Below are 3,117 nucleotides of genomic sequence, written 5' to 3' on the forward strand. Positions count from 1 at the left end.
TTTTCGCCGCAATTTATTGAATTTATTAAATCAATCAAAAAACTTTAACTTACGGAGTTAGTCCATTTAAATCTATTCCTTTGAGTTAATCTGATATGAAAAATATTTAAGGTTAAATTATTTAGTTTTCTTAAAATTAACATAATACACCTTATACGAAATGCTTAGATATTTATCTTACATTTCAATGATATAGTTCAACCTTATAAGCCCCTTTTCTCCAATCGGGGCTTTTTTTATGATTTATCATGTTCCACGCTTACTTACTGACCAAAGTTCCACGGCTTTGATAAGCCCAGGTGAATAATCAGGAAGCCTGGTCTTTTTCTTTTTGGCGTTTATTTAGGTCTTTCTTTAGCGCCTTTTTATCCTGGTAAGACGCAATCAGCATGATTGGGATCAATATAGGAGCAACCACAATACCTAGGGCAATATCTTTCAATTTTGGCATGATCTTTCTCCCTTATAACTCAGTCATTATCAAATACGGCATTCAGCACCCGGCCAAATAAGCCACGTTTTTTAGGTTGTGGCACAGCTACATTTTGAAACGTGGCATGCTGTGGCGTTGTAGTGTCGTATGCTGTGGTATCTTGTTGTGGTACTGCCACATTACTGGAAAATAAATCTTCTTTTTTTTGTTTATTTTCATTGTCTTGATGTGTTGTTGCATGCTGTGGTGTTGTAGTGTCGCATGCCGTGGCATCTTGTTGTGGCATTGCCGTAGCTGGTGCAGTACTTTTTAATTCAATGAGTGTCTGCATACGATCAATTTGCTGCATTAAACGTTCTTCACGTTCCTGATATTTTTTAACTTCATTTTCTAAATGAATAATGAGTTTTTTTGTAGATTCATCGCTATCTGATTTAGATAATTCAATTTTTTGAGATGTTTGCTCAGGCTCCCCAAAGCATCTAATAACTTCCGAAAGGTCAAATTGACCATCACTAGAGCGTGATAAACGTCCATTACGTACAGCTCTGTAAATGGTTGACCTATCAATATGAAATTTTTTAGATACCTCACTTAGCGATAACTTAGCCATTTACTGCGTCCTTTTTATTTGATGGCATATATCCCACTTTTTTTAGGTATGGGAATAGTTCTTTGATTTTTTCAGGGTCTTGTAGCATCTCAGCAATACGAACAGCAAATTGAGGATAGCTTTCTGTTCCTTGTGAATAGCGACCCATTTCAGGGAGTTCTGAAAGTTTATTTGCAAACGTATGCCGTTGAGCATCGGTCATCTTTGAAAAAAGCTCCAAAGTATTCGGATCTCTTTCTATTGATGGGCTATCCTTCTTCTTCTGTTTAAAGGTAAAAGAAAATCCTGAAATAGAACGTCCTCTTTTATGCTGTTCATATTTTACAGTTATATCCGTATGCTCATTTATTTGTTTAATTGAAAGCTCTAAAACACGCTCTTTTAAATGAGCCATCCGTAAATATTCATTATCAAGAACGCCTAATTTCTTTCTAAATTCTTGTAGTTCTATGGTTGGGGTTTTACCAGCGCTTCGCCACTGAATTAGAAGCTCATATAAGCGAATGGCATAAGCGCTACTAAGACTACTAACTTGCTGTAATTCATATTTAGTAAATTGTTCTTCCAGTCTGGTTATGAAGGGAACAACAGCAGGTGCAAATATTAAGTCTACAGTTGCTTCATTGTCGTTATAAGCAATTTGAGATACCCAACGACTCATAACATTTCGGATATTCCCATTAGCTTTTTTCTCTTGATAGCTAAATTGACGCGCGAATAAATCCTTACAAGCATCTTTTAAGGCTTGATAAGCTGTATTACGGTGCACACCAAATTGATTGATATAACTATCTGCATGAACTTCTAATGGATCATTTGCATTAATCCCTTTCCCACTTTCCCTTGCTTCAACAATAGCCAATAAAATTAAACGTTGTTCTACTAAGTCTAAGTTATAGCTTGCGTTGATTAAGGCATTGTCTTTTACAACTAAATCTCTCATAGCCACTATTTTTTTATTGTGTATAAGTACACGTTAATATTATTTGTGTACTAATGCAAGGTAAACGTAGACATATTGCAAGGTAAACGTGGACATATTGCAAGGTAAACGTGGACATATTGCAAGGTAAACGTGGACATATAAGAGCTAAAACCCTTTATTTATAATGCTTTCAAGCCATCTAAAAGCATTTAAAAACTTTAAAATAATTAAAAGCCCAAGGAAGGAAAAATTGCCCTTGGTTTTCGCTACGCTCAAACTCTATTGAATCTCGCTTTCGCTCGATTCGTTGGGGCAATTTTGGCTCAATCCTGAAAATGATTTAAATATTGGTAAGAGCAAAGTCAAAATAATAAGAACAAATGGATTCGCTTCGCTCATAGAGCTTTTTTTGCTCGCTTCGCTCGATCCGGGATCTAATTTATATATGTAATTAAAAGTTTTTAGATTCGAATATTTAAAAAATTGTTTTTCAGAGAGTCTAAGCGCGAATTTCAGCGATTTCACTCGTAGACACTCGTTCTGTACCTTTCACTGTGAATTTGAGCTTAAATCGCAAACAAGCAGCATTTAGAGCTATATTTAAAGAGGACTCAGATTAATTCCTTATCATTTGTTCCATGATTAAATTTAAATTTCTCAGGTCGCTTCTGTAGATTTTCAAGATTTCTTTGAGCATTCGTTATTTTTTGGCTAGAACTAGAAGCAGTATCCAGGTTGACTGATTTTTCTATTTTATTTGGATGTGGCTTTTTTTCACTGATTCCCATTTTACTCAAATTTCGTAAAACTGAACTGTAAGAAATATTGTTCGCTAGCTCAGGTAAATCAGCGTGGATTTCCTTAATTGTATAACCAGCTTCCAGCCGTTTTTCTATTTCTGGTAATACAGAGATGATGAATTTCTTAGCGCCATGTCTGGTGACCATAATGACTTCCTCTTTCTTTGATTTATGCAATTATGTGCAACTATATGCAATTAAGAGCTTTTATACGATTTTATATGAAATTATCTGCAACTATCAGCTTTTAAATGATTTTTATTCATTTTGATGTGCAATTATATGCATTTATGTGCAATTGAACTTTCAGTGATATTGGCAAGATGTGTAATGTTATATAACATGG

At 34.7% G+C, this 3,117-nt stretch carries 4 protein-coding genes; all 4 read right to left on the reverse strand.

The window, feature by feature from the left end:
* Window positions 1-307: 307 nt before the first annotated feature.
* The 4 genes from NI455_RS15185 to NI455_RS15200 all read right to left on the reverse strand — a co-directional run bounded on the left by NI455_RS15185 (window position 308) and on the right by NI455_RS15200 (window position 2,918).
* Complete coding sequence (locus NI455_RS15185; protein ID WP_171293543.1) at window positions 308-451, reverse strand: hypothetical protein; 144 nt, start codon at window positions 449-451, stop codon at window positions 308-310.
* A 19-nt stretch (window positions 452-470) separates the two neighbouring features.
* Window positions 471-1,046: a plasmid replication DNA-binding protein gene (locus NI455_RS15190; protein ID WP_180051247.1), complete on the reverse strand. Its 576-nt coding sequence runs from the start codon at window positions 1,044-1,046 to the stop codon at window positions 471-473.
* The gene (repM, locus tag NI455_RS15195; RefSeq protein ID WP_180051244.1) at window positions 1,039-1,989 is read right to left on the reverse strand and encodes a replication initiation protein RepM; all 951 of its coding nucleotides are present in this window, start codon (window positions 1,987-1,989) and stop codon (window positions 1,039-1,041) included. The genes NI455_RS15190 and repM overlap by 8 nt, the downstream gene beginning before the upstream one ends.
* Window positions 1,990-2,582: 593 nt before the next feature.
* Window positions 2,583-2,918 carry a hypothetical protein gene (locus NI455_RS15200; protein ID WP_253114861.1) on the reverse strand — a complete coding sequence of 112 codons (336 nt, stop codon included), beginning with the start codon at window positions 2,916-2,918 and terminating at the stop codon, window positions 2,583-2,585.
* Between the last annotated feature and the right edge of the window lie 199 nt (window positions 2,919-3,117).

Origin of the sequence: Acinetobacter lwoffii (assembly GCF_024129435.1) — a bacterium.
Taxonomy (GTDB): domain Bacteria; phylum Pseudomonadota; class Gammaproteobacteria; order Pseudomonadales; family Moraxellaceae; genus Acinetobacter; species Acinetobacter lwoffii_F.

What these genes read in the sequence shown, in the direction of transcription:
- NI455_RS15185 (WP_171293543.1), bottom strand. Translation starts at nt 451, where the DNA reads ATGCCAAAATTGAAAGATATTGCCCTAGGTATTGTGGTTGCTCCTATA.
- NI455_RS15190 (WP_180051247.1), bottom strand. Translation starts at nt 1,046, where the DNA reads ATGGCTAAGTTATCGCTAAGTGAGGTATCTAAAAAATTTCATATTGAT.
- repM (WP_180051244.1), bottom strand. Translation starts at nt 1,989, where the DNA reads ATGAGAGATTTAGTTGTAAAAGACAATGCCTTAATCAACGCAAGCTAT.
- NI455_RS15200 (WP_253114861.1), bottom strand. Translation starts at nt 2,918, where the DNA reads ATGGTCACCAGACATGGCGCTAAGAAATTCATCATCTCTGTATTACCA.